Source organism: Marinoscillum pacificum (assembly GCF_024714495.1).
GTDB classification, from domain to species: Bacteria; Bacteroidota; Bacteroidia; order Cytophagales; family Cyclobacteriaceae; genus Marinoscillum; species Marinoscillum pacificum.
Genome location: NZ_JAMZMJ010000004.1, coordinates 123,259 through 139,409 on the forward strand (window position 1 = coordinate 123,259; position 16,151 = coordinate 139,409).

A 16,151-nucleotide genomic window follows, 5' to 3' on the forward strand; every position below is an offset into this window, starting at 1 on the left:
AAATAATACGCCAATGAAAAAGAAAAGTCTTTTTGACAATTTTGAAAAATTCGAATCAATGCAAGAAGAAAAATCTGCTTGGGGAAGAATTTTAGGAGGTAAAATGTTAGCTGGCACAGGTACTACTGGCTGTGCTACAGGAGACACTAAAAGTGGTAGTCCAGAATCTGATGACGATTGTGATTGTGATGAGGATGATGATGATCCTGTAACCTTTTTGAGTTGATACTGATATTTTCAAACTCAGTAGAACCTTCTACCGCACGGGTTATTAATTGGATTAATAATTTAGGTGGTAGATGGTTCAGAATTAATTCTATTGTAAATGATGGCATGCCTGATGTAATTACCAACATCATGGCAGAACTGAACGACCAACAATTCTCGATAACTCTAAAGAAGGGGCAGAAATCGTTGGCTGCTCGTGACATAAATGTTATATGGTACCGCCGATTTCAGATAAAGGATAATCTAAATCTATCCCTGGAAGAATTCGAAAAAAGCACTGACTCTGAAATACGGAGATTTCGTACCTCAGAGAAAATTGCGCTATTCAGATCTTTAGTTTATCGCTTGGAGGATAAATTCTGGTTGAGTCACCCAGATACTGCTGCTGTAAATAAAATCATGCAGCTAGATATCGCGAGAAAATTAGAGATCATCGTACCTAAAACATGGATTATATCCAGTAAAGAACAATTAAAAGAAGTTCTAAAAATATATCCAAAACTGGCTTTGAAACCCATTAAGGACATTCGACCAATATCCATGGGGAAAAAATTCTTTAATCAGTATACTACGATTATTGAAATGGATTTTTTGGATCATCTAAATGATGAACCATTTCCATTTCTAGTGCAGGAGTATATTTCAAAAGATTATGAGGTAAGAAGTTTTTTTATAGATGATGAATTCTATAGTATGGCCATTTTCTCACAGGATAATGACCAAACCACCGTCGATTTCCGACGATATGATTATAAATATCCCAACAGGAATGTTCCATTTAAACTTCCAGTAGATATAGATCAAAAACTAAAAAAACTACTGAGACGACTAAAACTCAATACGGGATCAATAGACTTATTAGTTAGTGGAGACAAGTACTATTTTCTAGAAGTAAATCCTGTAGGTCAATTCGGTATGGTCTCCAGTCCGTGCAATTATCATTTACACAAAAAGATTGCCCAATTTCTAATTAAGCAAGACAATGCCTGAAAAATGTAATTCTCTAGTCAAATTCATACCAAAGGAGGATTTAAAACTATTTCCTGTACATCTGGAAACCATGGATGAAACCGAACAAGTTCTACGATTTATAGAGACCTATACAAATTCTGCAGTGGAAGGCATGGATTTCCTCCCACAGCATTATTACAAACCTGTAAGTAAAATAATCATTCTTAATGACTAAGGATTACTTTATTCTCCACGGTAACTGCATACCTGTAAAAGGGGCTACAAGAAGTATAATTTGTGACCTTCAACTAGGTAAGTACAAATATATACCTAATGAGCTATATGATATATTGAATCTATCTCGTGAGCATTCAATAACTGACTTAGAGGAAAAATTTGATCTTTCAGAAGATGGGAGTCTTTTCCATTACTTTGAGGCTTTAGTTAAGTCAGGCTATGGAATATTCACAAATACCCCTGAATTATTTCCAGTGCTAGATCTTGAGTTCGCGACCTATTCAGAAGTAACCAATGCGATCATTGACTATAACTCTACAAGCACATATAACCTAATTAGCGTAATAAAGCAACTTGAAGGACTTGTTTGCGAAGCTGTACAAATCAGGAATTTTGATGGGTTGAATATTGATATTTTAGAAAAAATATCCACCACGTTTAGTGAATCAAGTATTCCTATTTTTGAAATAATCTTGAAACATGATATAATAGTAGAAGGTAGGTTAGAATCTATCCTAGAAAATAATTCAAGGTTTAGATATGTTATCGTCCATTCTTCTCCTGTTGATAAAAGCATAGAAATAAAGAATTCAAAGGTTCATTTCACCAAAAAATCAATTGACTCTAGCAGTCATTGTGGGCAAATATCTTCATTCTTTTTTACTGTGAATATTGAGTCATTTACAGAAGCATTAGCTTATAACAGTTGTCTTAATAAAAAAATTTCTATAGATACCAATGGTGAAATCAAAAATTGTCCATCATTCGAAAAATCATTCGGCATAATAAACAACACTAAACTTGTAGATGTACTTAGAAATCTGGAATTCAAAAAAGTTTGGAAAATCAATAAGGACCAAATTAGCACCTGTAAAGATTGTGAATTCAGATACATCTGTACAGACTGTAGAGCATACACCAAAAATGGAGGCCTTTTCGATAAGCCACAAAAATGTTCATATAACCCCTACATTGGAGAATGGGAAAATTAATAGTTATTTATTCCACTTTTTGTCTTTCAACTTTCTTCCTAAATGGTCAAATACCGGATTATGTACAGTCTCTAAAACAAGCCAAGATTTTGTATTCTAGTCAAGAGTATAGGCTAGCAAAAGAAAAATATTTGAAACTGGTAAAATATGAAGAATCATGGAGAACAGATATTTATTATCTTGCGAAGTGCTATGCTCAAATCAAGCAAGAAGATTCTTGTAAATATTACTTAACCAAAGCAGCCAGATTAGGACTGAGATACAGCTCTATTAAAAGCTTGAATAATGACTCGGTTTTCTCTCAATATTTTGATAATCCTGATTGGAGTGAGGTCTATTCACTTTTGTTACAAAACACAAGGCGTTATGACGAGATTCAATTTCCGGTACTTCGAAAATGCCTTGACACCTTATTAATAAGAGATCAAAAATATCGCTCTGAAAAGACTGATTCAGATGATTGGAACAAACAGAAAGCTTTTGATAAGGAAAACAGACAAATTCTTAATGAAATAATCAGCGAAATTGGATGGCCCAGTATTTCTAAGGTAGGTGCCGAAGGCAGCAAATCTGCTTGGCTGATTGCACAGCATTCAGATGATGATTTAGAATTTCAGCTAAAAGCATTGAAATACCTGGAAGATGCTGTCAAAAGCTATGATGCTGACAAAAACAATTATGCTTATCTATTCGACAGAGTGCAGATAAATCAAGGTTTAAAACAAAAATTTGGGACTCAATATATTATTGAATATGATAGTTTAGGATTCATACAAAATCTATCATTCAAGCCCATATTAGACACTGTTAATGTCGATTTATATAGAGAATACTATGGTCTACCTACCCTTGCAGAGTATAAAACAATGGCTCTTAAACATCAAAAAGACAAGGGATGAAGATAGCCATAGTCAACATGCCATTTTACAGCATCATTCGACCATCTATCCAATTAGGTATTCTTAAATCTGTCTTGACAGAAGCAGGGTATCATGCTCAGGATTTTTACTTCAATTTGGAGTTTTCAAAACGGTTTGATGACATGGTTTATGAAGCACTCTGTAGACATAGAGGGATTTTAATTGGCGAATGGCTATTTGCTAAAGCCGCCTTTCAACTAAATTGTCCACCTCAGCATGATGATTTAATTAAAAATTACAAAGAGCTATTTATTAAGGAATTTAAAAATTTGGGATGGAATGACATTGAGAAAGAACTCAAGCATATTAGAGACAACATCATTCCTGATTTTCTTAATTACTTGATAAATTCTATTGATTGGGGTTCCTTTGATGTCGTTGGTTTTTCGAGCACATTTGAACAAAACGTTTCCTCCATTGCACTAGCCAAAAGAATCAAAGAAAAATTTCCAAAAATTAATATCATTTTAGGCGGATCAAATATGGATGATCATATGGGAATCGAGCTGCTTCGTAAGACCAAAGAAATTGATTACATCATTATGGGAAGAGGAGAGGATTCTCTTATTAAATTTTTAGAAGGTCTTAAAAAAGGTGATTTAAGAGGTATAAAAGGCTTGTATTCCAAGCGGAGCATTGATGATCTTCCTAAACTTATCCCGGCAGACCCGAAGCCATTAGATTCAATTCCTATTCCAGACTACTCCGCGTTTTTTGAGACTGCAAAAACTATTGGATTAATAAAGTACAACTATCAAAAAAATCTCATTAAAATCCCATTTGAGAGCTCTACAGGTTGTTGGTGGGGAGAAAAGCAACATTGTGTTTTTTGTGGCCTGAATGCTGACTCCATGTCCTTCAAAAGTAAGAGCCCTGAAAAAGTCAAAGAAGAATTAATACATCAGACTAAAAAGTATCAAAGCTTCAATTTCGAAGCTGTTGATAACATCATGGATTTCACCTATTTGAAGAAACTAATCCCAGAGTTGATTTCAATTAATAGTGATTACTCCATTTTCTATGAGATAAAATCAAATATAAATCGGGAACAAATAAAACTTCTGTCACTTTCAGGAGTAAAAAAAGTTCAGCCTGGCATAGAATCTCTATCAAGCTCAGTACTAAAACTGATGAAAAAAGGAGTTTCCGGGATTCAAAATGTAGTATTTCTAAAATGGACCAAATATTATGGAATCGAAACATATTGGAACATATTATGGGGGTTCCCTGGAGAAAAAACAGAATACATTGAAGAGCAAAACCAAGTAATTTCCAACATATACCACCTTCAACCACCCATAGGCTATGGTAGAATTTGGATGGAGAGATTTAGTCCTATCTATGCAAATGAAAGTGCATATCCAAAAAAGCACATGACACCTCATTTCTCATATCAATACATTTATCCTGAAAATTACAACTTAGACAAAATAGCCTATTTCTTCAGTTATGAACTTGTTGATACTCTTGATGATGACAACTATGAGATTCTTACTAAAAACATAGATAAATGGCAAAGTTCATTTGATCAGGATATCAACAGTTTGACATTTAGTTATTCGCCAGGAATGGTTCGAGTAGAAGATTTTAGAATAAATAAAGAAAATGGAATCTACATATTTGAAGATCCAATCGATGAGTTGTTTCTTCTATGTAATGACACACCAAAAACGATTTCGTATTTGAACAAATATTTCAAAGGAGATAAATCTGAACTCCCAAATTTACTTGATGAATTAATCCAAATGGGGCTCTTCATTAAAGAAAATGATCAATATCTTAATGTCTGCCTGCCAAAATCTGAGAACAGGTAGTGTTTCCGTGAATTAAGAAAGTGAAATATTACTGTTGCAATTTTCTAAGCCAATTAAATAGTCTTTGAATGACTCTTAAATCATCTGTTATAATTTCTATCTCCCCCGTTAAATTTCGCTTAGATGGCAATTTTTTCTGATAAGTTGTTTGCAATCCATTCGGTAAATCAACTGAAATTAGATAAATGGTTTCTCCATCATTAATGACCCCGGGTATCGTAGAAACTTCATTGATTAATCCAACTAGCATCCCATACTCTTCACTTGGATAATTGTCCAATTTGATATTTACTTCTTGACCTCTAAACACTTTTCCTGAAGAATAAACAGGAATAATTACACGGGCATACAATTCTTCATTTTTAGGTAAAACACTAAAAACAGGCTTTCCATCATTTAGAAATTGATTTTCCTGGAGAAAATCCAAAAATGCAAGTTCGCCATCAAATGGAGCAATGAACAAGTACTCTTCCTTCCAATTTTTTATTGCTCCTTGAAGCTCATCGACATTACTTTCAAATTGCTGAAAAAGAGATGCTTCTGCTGTTATCTTTTCAATCCTCAATAAATCAATCCTTTTCTGCAATTCTATTTGCTCGTATTCATTATCTATGATTGAAGACTCTTGTGCTTTAAAAAATCGCTGTTGCTGAAGATATGATGTCTTACTTTCCTTAAAATCACGTAAGGATATAACCTTATCTGAAAATAAAATAGAATCAGCAGCGAATTTGTCGTTGATCAAACTCAACTCCATTTTGAAAATTTCCTGTTGACTTGTCAAATTTTCATTTAGTTCTCTCAACGATTTAATCTGCCGGGTTATCTGATCGATTTCCTTTTGGTAACGATCATTCTTTCGAAAATCCTCAAGTAAAACACTGGACATAACCACCTTATTGAATTGCGCTTGAACTGGGCCCATTTCTAAAGCATTTTCGAATATAAATCCAAATTGCTTTTTTTGCCTCAGAGTATTTTCGACAAATAATACATCTTCTAATTTGCCACTGTTTTTAAGATAACCTAGTACCTGCCCTGAATCGACTTTACTACCATTTAATGTCAATAGTTTTAAAATACCAGAATTTCTGCTAATCAAATTAACAGGAGCTTCTTTGGTTGTTATTAGAACTTCTCCTTTTACAACATCGGGATATTTAATAAACCAAGACGTAATAATTAGAAATCCTAACACCACGAATATTATACTGATACCCCATCTTATAATCCAACTTGGAACCGTACCTATGATTTCTTGGACTTCCTCCGAACGCTCAGAAAAATGCTGTGTCTCGTTTACCGGCATTCTCTTATGATTTTAAAAATTTAGTTTTAGTAAATTCTTTTATTCAAATAGCCAAAAAATTCAATTTAAATTGATTTAAGAAAAAATAATAGATTTTTCACATATACCTTCTTGGGGAAGCGCAATCGATATACGGTTTAACCTGTTGCTTTAATAAATTGGCAGCATCAAGAACCCTAAACACTCTAATCGACTTGTCTACTTCTTCTTCAACACAATCACCACTCTGCTAGGTAAGTATAGGCTTAAGAAGTGTTCACCGAACAAGGTCACCGTTGGGTAGCTCATCTCATCATCGATACGATCAAATCCACCATACTCAGCACTGTCTGAATTCAACACTACTTTGTATTTTCCTGCCGCCGGTACTTTGAAACGATAATCAGGTATTGAATTCGTTGGTGAGAAATTAAATGCAAAAATCAGATTGTTTCGTTCAAAAATGATACACTTATTGTCATCATCCATGTTGAGCTGCTGCGCTGGTAAAACTGCAACCAATTCATTTTCCTTGGCCATTTTTACCATGTCTGCACCGAAGTTGTACAGGAACTGATAGCGCAAATCAGGATGCTCCTGAAGATTCCACTGGCGTCTGGCATATTTGTAGCTCCAGCCATTTCCTTCTCTTGGGAAATCTACCCATTCAGGATGACCAAATTCATTGCCAATGAAGTTTAGCCAGCCTTCTCCTCCCAGGCTTAGGGTGAAGAGACGGATCATTTTATGCAAAGCAATCCCACGATCAATGATCATGCTATCATAATCTTTGTGCATGTGGGTATACATTTCCTTGTCCATCAGCCAGAAGGCAATACTCTTATCACCTACCAACGCCTGATCATGAGACTCAGCATAAGCAATGGTGCGCTCACCATGTCTGCGATTGGTCAACGTACCCCACATTTCGTGGATGTTCCACTCTTCATCAGACTTATGCTTGAGAATTTTGATCCAATAGTCAGGAATACCCATGGCCAAACGGAAGTCAAAGCCCATTCCTCCCTCTTTCACTGGACGACATAGACCTGGCATACCACTCATATCCTCCGCGATAACGATCGTACTTGGATTGATCTCTTTGATCAATGTATTGGCTAACTGGAAATAAGTTAAAACATCCCAGTCCGTATCTCTAAAGTATTTATCGTAATGATCGAAACTGATATCTCCGTGATGGAAATACAACATGGACGTCACACCATCATATCGGAATCCATCCATATGAAACTCTTCCAACCAATATTTCACATTACTCAATAAGAAGCGTAAAACTTCTTCTTTGCCATAATTGAAAAGCTTGGAATCCCACTGTGTATGAAAACCCCTGCCTCCGGGGTGGAAATACTGATCATCTGATCCATCAAATTCATTGAGTCCTTCGGCCAGATTCTTGACCGCATGAGAATGCACAATGTCCATAATCACGGCAATTCCGAGACCATGTGCTTTGTCCACCAGGTATTTCAAGTCGTATGGAGTCCCGAAGCGACTACTTGGCGCGAAGAAATTGCTCACGTGATATCCGAAAGATCCGTAGTAAGGATGCTCCTGAATGGCCATCACCTGAATGGCATTATAGCCTTGCTCGGCTATTTTGGGCAACAACACATCTGCAAACTCCCTGTAAGTACCTACACCTTCTTTTTCCTGGGCCATGCCCACATGACACTCGTAGATGTAAGGATTTTTAAATGCGTCTGCAGAGCTATACTTCTTATCTGTCCACTTATAAGGTTTTTCAGGATGCCAAACTCTTGCAGTGAAATCATATGTAGTTTCGTCTTGAGTGACGTATTTGGAGTAAGCTGGAATACGATCATGAGTACCATTGGCGCCAGTTACCTGCACTTTTACAGCTGACTCATGAACAAGCTTTCCTTTATATTCTTTGTCAGCAAGAAAGACTTCCCAGATGCCTTTGTCACCTTTGGTCATAGGACTGGCTTCACGATTCCAATCATTGAAATCACCAATTAGGTGCAATGCCTGAGCAGCAGGAGCCCACTCCCTGTACCACCAACCTTTTTTCTTCTTATCGTAGTTTAGGCCAAGATATTCATAGCCTTTTGCAAATTCATCGAGTGAACCATAGCTCTTTTCAAATTCCTTTTTACGGTCTTTGAAGCGTTTAATTCGATCATTGATTTCACCAATATAAGGTTCCAACCAAGGATCATTCTTAACAAGAATAGGAATGCTACTTGTCGCCATACTTCTTCATTCTTCGATGTAGATGTAAGTTAATCACCAAGCCATCAGCGACCAAATATTTTAAATGGAGTCGCTATTTTATTGCAATATTTTCAATTTGACTTCATTTTTTCATTCTCATTTTAATTTTTTGAGAATGAAATCGATATTAATGCAAAGTATAAAATGGCACCGACCAAAAGAATTTTATAAATTTCATGTAACCTCTTTCAAGAGCCTCAGTTTCCCCGATGAAGACGATGCACAAAACGATTACCAATTGAACCAACTAGATGATCATTCACTCATGCTAAAGGTAAAGGCCGGGGATGTGGAGAAACTCGGATTGCTTTACAAACGCTACAGCAGAAGACTGTTTGGATTCTTTTATAGAATGACTAGCAGTGCGTCTGTTAGTGAGGATCTGGTTCAAAATGTATTCATGCGAATGTTGAAGTACAAGCATAGTTATTCGGATTCTGGAAACTTTGAAGCATGGGCTTTTCACATGGGTCGCAATGTGCACAAAGACTTCTTGAGAAAGAACAATCGCTACAGCTGGCAGGAAGACATGTCCACCTGGGAAGAACAGCTCAGAGATGATCACAACAAAGAAGTCTACTTGCAGCAAACCGATGAATTGAACAATCTCTCTCGTGCGATTCAGGCATTGCCAGAAGACAAGCGAGAATTGATCGAACTGACAAGATTCCAAAAACTGAAATACGAGCAAGTGGCACAACTGCTTGGAATATCTGAAAGCGCCATAAAGGTTCGCGTGCACCGAACCATGAAAGAGCTAAAAGACAATTACCTGAAACTAGATGGCAACATTTCCAATAAAACTGGTTTATCATGAAACTAACTGATGACATAGCAACACAATGGTGGATGGACAGCTTGGAAGGTCCACTGGCTGAAGCTCAACAGCAACAGCTGGAGGAGTATCTAAAAGCGAATCCTGTTTTTGCTGAAGAATTGGAACAGCAGTCTTCTCTCTGGAATAGTATGGGTGACCTTAAAACACCTGAACCTTCCTCAGAAATGGATTTGCGATTCGAAGCAATGCTAGGACAAGCAGTGGCAGAATCCAGGAAACCAACCATTGCGGACCAGTTGAAGACATGGTTTATAGCCAATTGGCATGTAAATCTTGGTTCTCTAGCGATGGGAATGGTAATAGGTATCTTCTTCATCCCAAAGCAGCAAAATGATGTTGCTAACCTGACTGCAGAAGTGCAGAACATGAAAGAAATGCTGATGCTGACCATGATTGAAAAGCCTCAGGCACAGGATCGGATCAAAGCGGTAAACCTGACGAAGGAATTACCAAAAGCCGACTCCAAAGTGACTGATGCCTTGATCTCCACACTCAATCAGGATGAAAGCATTAATGTTCGTTTGGCCGCATTGGAAGCACTGATTCCTTATGGCAAGCAAAGTGAAGTAAGACAAGCTCTTATTCAGTCAATCAAGGTGCAGAATTCTCCACTTGTGCAGGTGGCTTTGGCTGACGCGATGATCATGCTTCAAGAAAAAGCTGCTGTAGAATCATTTAAAGATATGCTGCAATCGGAAGATGTAGTCGAAAGCATCAAGCCAAAACTACAATCGACCATTGAAACACTGCGGTCTATTTAATAAGACTCAAACTAAAAGAACTAATGAAATCAATGATACTGATACTGCTGACCACTATTATCTGGCCACAGGATCACAAAAAAGAAATAAAAATAACTGACGAGATCAGTACTGGAGGAACTCCTAAAACGATCGTAATCGATAATATTTTCGGTGAAATTACCATCAAACGATCTAGTAGTTCATCGATCAAGTACGATGTAACCAAGACCATTTCTGCAAGAAATGAAAGTGACCTTCAAAAAGGTATTTCTGAGATGAACTTAAAAGTGATCAATCGTAATGACTCCATCATTCTATACCTGGCTGCACCGTTCATTTGTGACAAATGGAGTGGTTGCTATCGACAAGGAAGATGGATCCAGCGTGACAAAGATGATTACGATTTTGTGTTTGATTTTGAGCTAGAGATTCCTGCAAATTCAAATCTAGATGTACAGACCGTGGATCAGGGAAATGTGAAAATCACGGGAATAGAAGGCTTAATAAGTGCCAACAATGTCAATGGAGATGTAACTATCAAAGGTGCACGAGCTATAGATGAAGCTTGTACTGTAAATGGAGATGTGGATGTCTTTTTCAAGTCGAACCCTAACTCAGATGGCACTTACAAAACAATCAATGGGACTATCAACCTGTATTTGATGGATCGAATGAATGCCAGAGTTACGGCTAAAACCATGCATGGCAATCTGTATTCAGCATTTGACTATGAGTCCATAGCTCCCAAACTAAAAAAGACCACTTCCAAAAGTGATGAGGCGACCATTTATGAACTGGACCAATCATTCGCTATAGAAATTGGTCAAAATGGCCCTCTACTCTCAATCGAGACACTAAACGGAGATATTTATTTAAAAAGACAATAACCGGGCACCGCTCGACAAAATAGAATTAACATGAAAAAGTTAGCAATCTTATTATTCGGAATATTCATTGCCGCAACAGCGGTAGCACAAGACGAAGGGTTCTCGGAGCAATTTACTATACCACTAACCAAGCCTGGAGAAAGAGCCTACATTAAACTGGACCAGGTGCAGGGGGATATCAAAGTAACAGCCTATGATGGCAAAGAAGTCATCATCATTGCCAAGTCAAGTGGTAAAAACCTGAATAATCATCGACAAAAAGATGACAATATACCTGCAGGAATGAAAAAAGTATCCTCTACAGGCATTGAGTTGAGAGCGAAAGAAAACAACAACAAGATCGATATCGATTCGGAATCCTGGAAAGCCCGAATTGACATTGAGATGAAAGTACCCGCAAACTGTGATCTGGATTTGCACACCGTGCACGGAATTATTGAGGTAACAGGTGTAAATGGTGCCATGGACCTGTCCGGAGTAAACGGAGGAATCAACTTGTCCAATGTGAGCGGATCCATAGTTTCTAACACCGTCAACGGAGAGGTGAAGGTGACACTGCAGAAAATTACATCGGGCGAGCCTATGTCCTTCGTAACCCTTAATGGTAACGTGGATGTGACACTACCTGCGTCAACTAAAGCAACTACCAAAATGAAATCTGATCAGGGAGATATATACACGGACTTTGATATGGACATGGAGCGCTCCAAAACCAATGTAAAACGTGACGATGGTAAATATGAAGTATCCATCAACCAATGGGTTTATGGCAAAATCAATGGTGGTGGCCCAGAATACACCATGAAAAATATGAATGGAAATATCATTGTTAGGAAAGGGAAGTAACTGACAATTACCAAAGAGGCTGTATCAATAATCCTATTGGCAAGCATCTCTAGACCTTGCTGTAAAGTCTTGAAAGAGCAAAGTTGAAGATAGATTTCTCCAAAGTCGAAATGACACCTTATTGATACAGTCTCTATTTTTTTTGATGTAATCTGCAACCTTCGGGAGTTCGCGAAGTACTTTCTGTGATCAATCTTACCAAACTAAACTCATCATGCTCAAGAACTTCATCAAGGTAGCCCTCCGCACCATTCGCAGAAACAAAGTTTACAGCACCATCAATATTCTAGGACTTGCCATTGGTCTGGCATGCGCCATATTGATCCTTCTTTGGGTGCAAGATGAAGTGAATTACAACACCCATCACCAGCATATCAATCAGATCTATCAGGTGATGGAAAATCAAAACTATGAAGACCGAATTGGCACAACCTATTCTACACCTGGCCCGCTTGGCCCTTACTTGAAACAGACCTATCCAGAAGTAGAATATTCATCGCGTCTCACCTGGGAATCAGAAAACCTCTTTACCGTAGATGATCGCTCGTTTTATGAAAATGGACGTTACGTAGATGCTGATTACTTCAATATTTTCACATTTGAGTTTTTACACGGAAACCCTGAACAGCCATTTACTACTAAAACCTCATTGGTTCTTACAGAGAAGTTGGCCAAGAAATATTTTCAGGATGAAAACCCAGTTGGAAAAACCATCAAACTCAATAATGAAGACCTGTTTACTGTCTCAGGAGTGGTGAAAAAATGGCCTGACAACACAACTTACGGCGATTTTGATTACCTCATCAACTTCGAGTTTTTCTGGGAAGAAAATGGTCAGTGGCTGCACCAATGGGGTAATAACAATGTGAGATTGTTTGTCCAATTAGCTCCGGGAGTCGCATGGGAAGAGTTCAGCGACAAAATCACCAATCTTCTGGAAGAAAAGAATGATCACAATGCCGTTCAATTATTCCTACACCCTTTATCAAAACTTCACTTGTACTCTAGCTGGGACAATGGCGTTCAGGATGGCGGCAGAATTAGATACGTTAGAATTTTCACCATCATAGCATTCTTCATCTTGCTCATAGCTAGTATCAATTTCATGAATCTGGCAACCGCTCAAGCTGTAAAACGTGCCAAAGAAGTAGGACTGAGAAAAGTGGTTGGAGCTTATAAAGCCAATCTGGTGACACAGTTTCTGAGTGAGTCTGTAGTGTTTGCTATTTTCTCAGGAATCATAGCGATGGTATTGGTCTTCCTATTGCTCAAGCCATTCAACGCATTGACAGAAAAGGCTATTTCGTTCAACCTGGAACCGATAACCATTTTCATTCTAATTGGCCTGGTTTTGATTACTGGAATCGCCTCTGGAAGTTATCCTGCTTTCTATATTGCCAAATTCCAACCTGCGAGTGTTCTGAAAGGTCAAATGAAAAGCGGGCGTGGGGCTTCTCGGTTTAGAAAAGCATTGGTAACTACTCAATTCATCCTTTCTATCATCATGATCTTCTGCACCATTGTAGTATATCAGCAGCTGGTCTTTGTCCAAAATCAAGAAACTGGTTTCAGCAAAGAGGGACTGATCTATGTACAAATGCACCAAAACATGGGAGAGAAATATGAGCTGATCAAAGATCAGCTATCAAAAAATCCGGACATCAAAATGGTCACAGCCATGAGTCAACCTCCATTAGGGTTTGGTAACTCCACCTGGGGATTTGATTGGCCAGGAAAAGATCCTCAATCGAAAATACTTTTCAGCAATCTCAGCATTGACAACACCTGGACGGAGACCTTTGAAATCCCGCTAGCTGCTGGAAGAAGCTATGACAAGAAATACACCAGCGACACACTTCACTTCATGGTCAATGAAGCTGGAGCCAAGGCCATGGGTTTCACTCCTGAAGAAGTCGTAGATCAATCAGTGACACTCTGGGGTGACCGGCATGGAAAAGTCATTGGAGTATTCAAAGACTTCAACTTTGCCTCCTCGAGAAGCAAGATCCATGCACTGCTGATGGTTCATGATCCCGAGTGGTTCAATTACCTGGTGGTACGCGCTCAACCTGGTAAAAACCGAGAAGCAATCAATGTATTGCAATCGGTATATCAGGAATTTGCTCCGGCTTACCCGTTCGAATATCAGTTTGTAGATGATACCTGGAAAGAATTTTACGAGAACGAGGCGAGGACAGCCAAGCTATTCAACACTTTCGCTATGGTAGCGATCTTCATTTCTTGTCTTGGTTTGTTCGGATTAGCTGCATTTGCCATTCAACAACGCACCAAGGAAATAGGAGTTCGAAAAGTACTTGGAGCCTCTATTTTCTCGATCATTCAGATCACAACAAGAGAATTTACTTTACTGGTTCTCATTGCCGCCGTTATTGGCTCACCTGTTGCCTGGTATTTGATGGACCTTTGGCTAGATGACTTTGCCTTCCGAGTAGATTTAACTTTCATCATACCTTTAGTTTCTACGCTGCTAGCCATCATGGTGGCGATAGCAACTGTGACCTATCATGCGATAAAGGCAAGTAGAACAAATCCTGTAAAAGCTCTGAAATATGAGTGACATTTTGCTGAATCATGAGTTAACTCACTATATGTCAACTATTTCATACTTATGTCACTTCCAAGTGGATTATTCAAAAAGCACATTGGAGGCACTATGCGCTTCTACGATGATGAAAAAGAAGCCCTGAAGTATTTAACTCAATAAGACTTCAGGTATTTATCAACGTACTTTAGAACCTGCTGCCGACTGACAGGCTTACCATGTCCCAGGTAAAATACGTCCAAATCATAGGCGAGTATCTTGTCAAAACTCTGCTTCAATAGAGACAAGTCATCATGAAATGCCGGATGCTTCACTCTGGAATGAAGCATGATTCCTCCAAGCCCAACGCCTGAAGACATCATGTCCATTATGATTGCTTCTTTGTTGGGTAAAACCACGGAAATAGAACCAGCTGTATGACCAGGAGTATGAATAATTTTCGCTCCGGTTACCCATTCATTTAGATCATACTCCTCCTGATCCATGATGATATCTGGAGTGAAAGATCTCGTTTTAATGCCTTTAACTAATCGTTTAAAAAGATGCGCCCAAAGCACGGTTGGTTTCATAGTAGCTACGTTTGCCTCTCCTTTCTCGTAAAATGGTGTATCTAGTTGATGTGCTAAAACAGGCACTTTGAGCTCCCTGTTAATCTCCCCTACACTTCCAAAATGATCCATATGACCATGCGTCACCACAATCAATCGAATATCAGATGGACTAAACCCATGGTTGTTGATTTCTTCAAAAATCTTCCTGGAACTACCAGGAACACCTGTATCAACTAAAACAAGACCATTCTTACCTTGAATTATAAAACAATTCATCATGTGTTTGGGCCAAATACTAATTGGAATTATCATAGCTTCTCCTTTTTATTGCGAAGCTATCAGAGCTTTTTACCTCAAAAAATCACCTATGTTACTTTCGTTGTGCTCTTATTCTGCTAAGAGACTGAGGTTGAATACCAAGGTAAGACGCCAGGAATTTAACGGGTACATTCATGGCAATATTGGGTCTATTCTTTAGTAGTTTTTCATAACGTTCGCTAGCACTTAATCGCTGCAAATCCAACAACCTTTCCCCTGATCTTAAAATGGCTTCTTCCGTAAAACCAGAGCAGAATCTTGGCCAGGAATTGACTTCTCGGTATACCCGATCATAGTCTGTTTTATTAACCATCAACAAAGTAGAATCTGTCATGGCTTGTACTGATTCAGTTGATTTGACCCCTCGTTGAAACCCTTCATAAGATGAAATCATTTGACCTTTTTCTCCAAGCGAGGTGGTAAACTCTTCTCCATTTTCATTGAGAAAAAAAGTTCTTACATATCCTGAATTGATAAAATAAAGATGATGAACCAGATTCCCTTGATGTATCAAAATTTCTCCTTTTTTTGCTTGAACTACCTGAAAACAAGATCTGATCAGGTCCAAATCGTCTTTGGCAACTGAATTGAATGCCTCTAACTGATCGAGGAGAAGCTGATATGGTGAGGCAGTAACAGGAATCATAACACAACAAGATACATTCTCCTTTGAAAAAATTCCAAATAATTTAGAACGACATTGAGTATTCACTAATATT

15 protein-coding genes are annotated in these 16,151 nt (G+C 38.0%); 11 read left to right on the forward strand and 4 right to left on the reverse strand.

Features of this window, described 5'->3' with window-relative positions; all coding sequences use genetic code 11:
- The first annotated feature begins 13 nt into the window (after positions 1–13).
- The 6 genes from NXS00_RS11790 to NXS00_RS11815 are packed head-to-tail and all read left to right on the forward strand — an operon-like array spanning position 14 to position 5,142.
- Positions 14–226 (forward strand): hypothetical protein, encoded by a 213-nt coding sequence (locus tag NXS00_RS11790; protein ID WP_258099406.1) that lies wholly within the window; start codon positions 14–16, stop codon positions 224–226.
- A complete protein-coding gene (gene gwsG / locus NXS00_RS11795) occupies positions 223–1,218 on the forward strand; it encodes a grasp-with-spasm system ATP-grasp peptide maturase (RefSeq protein WP_258099407.1) in 996 nt (331 codons plus the stop codon). Before NXS00_RS11790 ends, gwsG begins: the two co-directional genes overlap by 4 nt.
- Positions 1,211–1,414 carry a hypothetical protein gene (locus NXS00_RS11800; RefSeq protein ID WP_258099408.1) on the forward strand — a complete coding sequence of 68 codons (204 nt, stop codon included), beginning with the start codon at positions 1,211–1,213 and terminating at the stop codon, positions 1,412–1,414. The genes gwsG and NXS00_RS11800 overlap by 8 nt, the downstream gene beginning before the upstream one ends.
- A complete protein-coding gene (gwsS, locus tag NXS00_RS11805; RefSeq protein ID WP_258099409.1) occupies positions 1,407–2,408 on the forward strand; it encodes a grasp-with-spasm system SPASM domain peptide maturase in 1,002 nt (333 codons plus the stop codon). Before NXS00_RS11800 ends, gwsS begins: the two co-directional genes overlap by 8 nt.
- Positions 2,396–3,307 (forward strand): DUF6624 domain-containing protein, encoded by a 912-nt coding sequence (locus NXS00_RS11810; RefSeq protein ID WP_258099410.1) that lies wholly within the window; start codon positions 2,396–2,398, stop codon positions 3,305–3,307. The genes gwsS and NXS00_RS11810 overlap by 13 nt, the downstream gene beginning before the upstream one ends.
- Positions 3,304–5,142 carry a RiPP maturation radical SAM C-methyltransferase gene (locus NXS00_RS11815; protein WP_258099411.1) on the forward strand — a complete coding sequence of 613 codons (1,839 nt, stop codon included), beginning with the start codon at positions 3,304–3,306 and terminating at the stop codon, positions 5,140–5,142. The genes NXS00_RS11810 and NXS00_RS11815 overlap by 4 nt, the downstream gene beginning before the upstream one ends.
- A 28-nt stretch (positions 5,143–5,170) precedes the next feature.
- Here NXS00_RS11815 and NXS00_RS11820 read toward each other — a convergent pair whose 3' ends face one another.
- Positions 5,171–6,451 (reverse strand): HlyD family secretion protein, encoded by a 1,281-nt coding sequence (locus NXS00_RS11820; protein WP_258099412.1) that lies wholly within the window; start codon positions 6,449–6,451, stop codon positions 5,171–5,173.
- A 198-nt stretch (positions 6,452–6,649) separates the two neighbouring features.
- Complete coding sequence (locus NXS00_RS11825) at positions 6,650–8,665, reverse strand: alpha amylase C-terminal domain-containing protein (RefSeq protein WP_258099413.1); 2,016 nt, start codon at positions 8,663–8,665, stop codon at positions 6,650–6,652.
- A gap of 136 nt (positions 8,666–8,801) precedes the next feature.
- Here NXS00_RS11825 and NXS00_RS11830 point away from each other — a divergent pair, with 136 nt between their 5' ends.
- The 5 genes from NXS00_RS11830 to NXS00_RS11850 all read left to right on the forward strand — a co-directional run bounded on the left by NXS00_RS11830 (position 8,802) and on the right by NXS00_RS11850 (position 14,578).
- Positions 8,802–9,503, forward strand: coding sequence for an RNA polymerase sigma factor (locus NXS00_RS11830; protein WP_258099414.1), 702 nt, complete (start codon positions 8,802–8,804; stop codon positions 9,501–9,503).
- On the forward strand, positions 9,500–10,285 hold the full coding sequence (locus NXS00_RS11835) for a HEAT repeat domain-containing protein (RefSeq protein ID WP_258099415.1): 786 nt from the start codon (positions 9,500–9,502) through the stop codon (positions 10,283–10,285). Before NXS00_RS11830 ends, NXS00_RS11835 begins: the two co-directional genes overlap by 4 nt.
- Before the next feature lie 23 nt (positions 10,286–10,308).
- Positions 10,309–11,154, forward strand: a complete 846-nt coding sequence (locus NXS00_RS11840) for a DUF4097 family beta strand repeat-containing protein (protein ID WP_258099416.1) — start codon at positions 10,309–10,311, stop codon at positions 11,152–11,154.
- 30 nt (positions 11,155–11,184) lie between these two features.
- Entirely contained in the window at positions 11,185–12,000 is an 816-nt protein-coding gene (locus NXS00_RS11845; RefSeq protein WP_258099417.1) for a DUF4097 family beta strand repeat-containing protein, read from the forward strand.
- 214 nt (positions 12,001–12,214) lie between these two features.
- On the forward strand, positions 12,215–14,578 hold the full coding sequence (locus tag NXS00_RS11850; RefSeq protein ID WP_258099418.1) for an ABC transporter permease: 2,364 nt from the start codon (positions 12,215–12,217) through the stop codon (positions 14,576–14,578).
- Positions 14,579–14,718: 140 nt separating this feature from the next.
- On the opposite strand, the gene NXS00_RS11855 is transcribed toward NXS00_RS11850, so the two are convergent.
- Both NXS00_RS11855 and NXS00_RS11860 read right to left on the reverse strand, forming a co-directional pair.
- Positions 14,719–15,393, reverse strand: a complete 675-nt coding sequence (locus NXS00_RS11855) for an MBL fold metallo-hydrolase (protein WP_258099419.1) — start codon at positions 15,391–15,393, stop codon at positions 14,719–14,721.
- A 91-nt stretch (positions 15,394–15,484) separates the two neighbouring features.
- Entirely contained in the window at positions 15,485–16,078 is a 594-nt protein-coding gene (locus NXS00_RS11860) for a Crp/Fnr family transcriptional regulator (RefSeq protein ID WP_258099420.1), read from the reverse strand.
- Between the last annotated feature and the right edge of the window lie 73 nt (positions 16,079–16,151).

Coding starts and splice junctions, on each gene's coding strand:
- NXS00_RS11790 (WP_258099406.1), top strand. CDS start 14: ATGAAAAAGAAAAGTCTTTTTGACAATTTTGAAAAATTCGAATCAATG.
- NXS00_RS11800 (WP_258099408.1), top strand. CDS start 1,211: ATGCCTGAAAAATGTAATTCTCTAGTCAAATTCATACCAAAGGAGGAT.
- gwsS (WP_258099409.1), top strand. CDS start 1,407: ATGACTAAGGATTACTTTATTCTCCACGGTAACTGCATACCTGTAAAA.
- NXS00_RS11810 (WP_258099410.1), top strand. CDS start 2,396: ATGGGAAAATTAATAGTTATTTATTCCACTTTTTGTCTTTCAACTTTC.
- NXS00_RS11815 (WP_258099411.1), top strand. CDS start 3,304: ATGAAGATAGCCATAGTCAACATGCCATTTTACAGCATCATTCGACCA.
- NXS00_RS11820 (WP_258099412.1), bottom strand. CDS start 6,451: ATGCCGGTAAACGAGACACAGCATTTTTCTGAGCGTTCGGAGGAAGTC.
- NXS00_RS11825 (WP_258099413.1), bottom strand. CDS start 8,665: ATGGCGACAAGTAGCATTCCTATTCTTGTTAAGAATGATCCTTGGTTG.
- NXS00_RS11830 (WP_258099414.1), top strand. CDS start 8,802: ATGAAATCGATATTAATGCAAAGTATAAAATGGCACCGACCAAAAGAA.
- NXS00_RS11835 (WP_258099415.1), top strand. CDS start 9,500: ATGAAACTAACTGATGACATAGCAACACAATGGTGGATGGACAGCTTG.
- NXS00_RS11840 (WP_258099416.1), top strand. CDS start 10,309: ATGAAATCAATGATACTGATACTGCTGACCACTATTATCTGGCCACAG.
- NXS00_RS11845 (WP_258099417.1), top strand. CDS start 11,185: ATGAAAAAGTTAGCAATCTTATTATTCGGAATATTCATTGCCGCAACA.
- NXS00_RS11850 (WP_258099418.1), top strand. CDS start 12,215: ATGCTCAAGAACTTCATCAAGGTAGCCCTCCGCACCATTCGCAGAAAC.
- NXS00_RS11855 (WP_258099419.1), bottom strand. CDS start 15,393: ATGATGAATTGTTTTATAATTCAAGGTAAGAATGGTCTTGTTTTAGTT.
- NXS00_RS11860 (WP_258099420.1), bottom strand. CDS start 16,078: ATGATTCCTGTTACTGCCTCACCATATCAGCTTCTCCTCGATCAGTTA.